The following is a 3,636-nucleotide window of genomic DNA, read 5'->3' on the forward strand; positions in this document are numbered from 1 at the left end:
CCGGCAGCGCCCTCGTGGCCCTGCCGGGTTTGTTTTTGTCCGATCCAGCCATGCTTTCAAAGTATACAGAGTGGACGCAGGCCGCCACTCTCACGGCTGGAAGGGAGCGCATCGTGTTTCCCGCCGACGCACACTTGAACGCAGAGGGCCCGCACCACCGCCGGTGCGGGCCCTCTGCGCATCTGCCATCCAGCCTCTACTTTCGTCCGCCTACCGTCCCGGCAGCGGGAAAACCGGCAGGCTCTCGTTGCCGTCGCGGTCCACGGCGGCGACTCCGAAGAAGTAATCGTCGATGTTCACGTTCTCCAGCGTGGCCTCGGTGACGTTGCCCACGAAGCGCGAGCGCTCCCATGCGCCCGATGTGGGATGGCGCCAGTAGATGCGATAGCCCGCCAGGTCCGACGCCGCAACGGCCTTCCACTTGAGCGTGGTGTTGGGGGTCACGGCGCCCGTAACGGTCACGCTGTCCGGCGCGGCGGGCGCCCAGGCGAGCGAGGCCAGCGTGGTGGCGTTCACCGCCGTCATGCGCGCCAGGTACGGGTAGTCCACCATCTCCGGCACGTCGCCGTAGCGGATACCGTTCTCCACGCGCACCGTCTGGTGCTGGCGCGTGTAGTCCTCCTGCGACTCGGTGAGCCGCACTGCCGGGTAGCCTGCCGTGAAGAACGGCGTGTGGTCGCCGCCCCGCCCGAAGCGGTCCAGCCGGTAGACGAGCTGCACCTCCAGGTTGGGCACGTACCGTTGCGCGGTGGCCACCACGTAGCGCCCCAGCTCGCGCGACGGGGTGTCCAGCTCGCCGCCGGAGTACAGGTAGCGCCTCAGCTCCGCCGCCGTGGCCGTGGGCGGGATGCCGGGGGCGAACACGCGCGCCGTGGTGTTGTTCGTCAGCCCGCCCATGCCGCGCGTGTTGCCGACGATGTCGTTGTTCAGCACCCCTGCCAGGCGCCAGTTGTGGTCGCGCGCGTACTTCGCCAGGATCTCGCCGCCGAACAGCCCCTGCTCCTCGCCCGCGAGCGCGGCGTACACGACCGTCGCGTCGAAGGTGCGCTTCGACAGCACGCGCGCCGCCTCGATGGTCGCTACCACGCCCGACGCGTCGTCGTTGGCGCCGGGCGCGTCGGTGGTGGCGTCCATCACGTCGTTCACGCGCGAGTCGTAGTGGCCCTGCATCAGCACGTAGCGCTCGGGGTCCGTGCGCCCGCGCTGGATGGCGACCACGTCCACCACGTTCGCGTCGGCCTTGATTCGGCCGGCGGGGTCGCCCTTCACGATGTCGGACACGTACATCACCTGCAGGCACCCGCCGCACTGATGCGAGATGCGCGTGAACTCCGCGAAGATCCACCGCCGCGCCGCCCCGATGCCGCGCGTCTGGCTCACCGTGTCGCTCAGCGTGTGCCGCGTGCCGAAGCCCACGAGAGCGCGCACGTCGTGCTCCAGCCGCGCGGCCTGCGGAGCCGTCGCGATCTCCTGCAACGCGCCCTCTGCCGCCACGGGCGTGGTCCCCAGGCGCGGCGCGTTGGGCGGGAGGTTCGGGTCGCGCGTAGCGGGGCGAGCGGGCGGCGGTGTCTGCGCACCGGCGGGCGCGGCGAGGGCGAGCGCGAGCGGAACGAGCAGCAGCGCACGGGCAAAGCGGATCACGAACACCTCCGGGTTTGTGTTGATGGCCGGGCGGTCGAACCGGCGAACGTCAGACCTGCGTGAATCCGTATTGTCGGTAGATACGCCGTCGAGCATCATGACGAGCGTTCGGTAGATGCGCAGCAACCCATCATCGCCGGATTCTGTAGATGCGGCGCAGTCGCCCGTTCCCGCAGCAGTTCGGCGGATGCGCAGCCTCGCATCGCCCCATCATCTCCCAACGCGCGCTCCGGGTGCGGGGACGGCGGATGCGCTGCAGCGGGCTATGCCGCGGACTCGTCGGCTGCGTCGGCGGCGCGGACGAGGCGCTCGAAAAGGGCGGGAAGGTCCGCCTGCAACATCGAATCCAGGCGCAGATGCCCGTCGTGGAAGGCGAGCCCGGCCGTCACCGAGTTGGGCACCACCACGCAGTGCATCCCCGCCCGCCGCACCGCCAGCGCGCCGTTGGGCGAGTCCTCGAAGGCAACGGCGTGGCGCGGCTCCACGCCCAGGCACTCCAGCGCGCTCAGGTACAGGTCCGGCTCGGGCTTCACGCGCTGCACGTCGTCGGCTGTGCGGACGCACCGGAAGTGGTGGAGCAGGTCCAGCCTCTCGAGGTTGCCGACGACCCACTCGCGGCCGGAGCTGGACGCCAGGCCCACGCGCAGCCCCAGCTCGTGCGCCCGCGCCAGCGTGTCGGCCACGCCCGGCAGCGGCCCCTCACCCGCGATGCGGTCCAGGAAGCGGCTGCGGCGCACGCGCGCCAGCTCGTCGCGGTCTAGCGGGTGGCCGAGCTGCTCCTCGAGTACGCCAGCGGGTCGAAGAAGCCCGCCTCCCGCCCGATGCACTGGCTCCACACGTCCAGCGGCATCTCCGCCCCATGCTCGGCGAACAGGTCGCGAATCACCGCGTACTCGTGCGTCTCGCTGTCGAAGATCAGGCCGTCGAAGTCGAACACCACCGCCTGGATCAAGCCGCCTCCTCCAATCACGAGTTCCCCGCACCGCCCCGCACCTCCCGACCTGCCCGCCGGCCCGTCCCGAATCCACGGGAACGCTTCTTCACCCGCGGGATCGTTACAGCGACGACTGCCGATCATCCCGGTTGATCACGCCGATCGACGGATATGCCGCGCCGCCGTGCATCTCCCGAAACCGCTGGACGCCGAAGATGGGGAGCGCGTCGCGCAGACGCCAGAGCGGGAGGTGCCGACGTGCGCAGCCCCTGCCGGGCCCGTGGCTTGCACCCGGCCGCGGCCAGTCACCGAGGGCACACACACGGGAAACGGGGATGGATGGCCGAGGACGAGACGTGGGACGCGGTGGTGGTGGGCGGCGGCCCGGCGGGACTGGCTGCGGCGCTCTGGCTGGCGCGCTACCGCCGCCGGGTGCGCGTGTTCGACGCGCAGGACCCGCGCAACGCGCCCACGTGGGGCGTGCACGGCTACCTGGGCCTCACCGACCCGCCGCCGTTCGAGCTGCGGCGCGTGGGCCGCGAGCAGGCCATCGCCGCCGGCGCGGAGTTCGAGGCGGCGATGGTGGAGAAGATCGAGGGCGAGGAGGGCGACTTCCGCGTCACGCTCTCCAGCGGCAGCACCGTGCGCGCCCGCCGGGTGATGCTGTGCACGGGCCTCAAGGACATCATCCCCGAGATCCCCGGCCTGCTGGACTTCTACGGGCGAAGCATCTGGCATTGCCCGGACTGCGACGGCCCGTCGGCGGCGGACAAGCGCATCGGCGTGATCGGGTGGGGGCGCTCCATCGCGGCGTTCTGCATGTACATGCTCACGTGGACGGACAGGATCACCCTGCTCACGCACGGCCACCCGCCGGACCTGCCGGAGAAGTCTCAGGCGGCGCTGGACCGCTTCGGCATCCCCGTGCGCCCGGAGGTGATCGACAGCATCGAGGGCGAGGTGGACATGGGCTGCATGACGCACGTGGTCTTCCACGGCGGGGAGGCGCTGGAGCTGGACCACGTCTTCTTCCACATCGCCTGCGGCCCCGGCTCCACCCT

General features: G+C 70.8%; 4 protein-coding genes. 1 reads left to right on the plus strand and 3 read right to left on the minus strand.

Annotated features, from left to right (window positions below; genetic code table 11):
• Positions 1 to 210: 210 nt before the first annotated feature.
• The 3 genes from VFE05_13275 to VFE05_13285 all read right to left on the minus strand — a co-directional run bounded on the left by VFE05_13275 (position 211) and on the right by VFE05_13285 (position 2,593).
• Positions 211 to 1,641 (minus strand): M28 family metallopeptidase, encoded by a 1,431-nt coding sequence (locus tag VFE05_13275; GenBank protein HET6231038.1) that lies wholly within the window; start codon positions 1,639 to 1,641, stop codon positions 211 to 213.
• 263 nt (positions 1,642 to 1,904) lie between these two features.
• The gene (locus tag VFE05_13280; protein ID HET6231039.1) at positions 1,905 to 2,378 is read right to left on the minus strand and encodes an HAD-IA family hydrolase; all 474 of its coding nucleotides are present in this window, start codon (positions 2,376 to 2,378) and stop codon (positions 1,905 to 1,907) included.
• A 20-nt stretch (positions 2,379 to 2,398) separates the two neighbouring features.
• On the minus strand, positions 2,399 to 2,593 hold the full coding sequence (locus VFE05_13285; protein HET6231040.1) for a hypothetical protein: 195 nt from the start codon (positions 2,591 to 2,593) through the stop codon (positions 2,399 to 2,401).
• A gap of 321 nt (positions 2,594 to 2,914) precedes the next feature.
• Here VFE05_13285 and VFE05_13290 point away from each other — a divergent pair.
• Positions 2,915 to 3,636 (plus strand): NAD(P)/FAD-dependent oxidoreductase (locus VFE05_13290; protein ID HET6231041.1); only part of this gene is annotated, 722 nt, incomplete at its 3' end.

This window comes from Longimicrobiaceae bacterium (assembly GCA_035696245.1).
In the GTDB taxonomy this organism is placed as follows: domain Bacteria; phylum Gemmatimonadota; class Gemmatimonadetes; order Longimicrobiales; family Longimicrobiaceae; genus DASRQW01.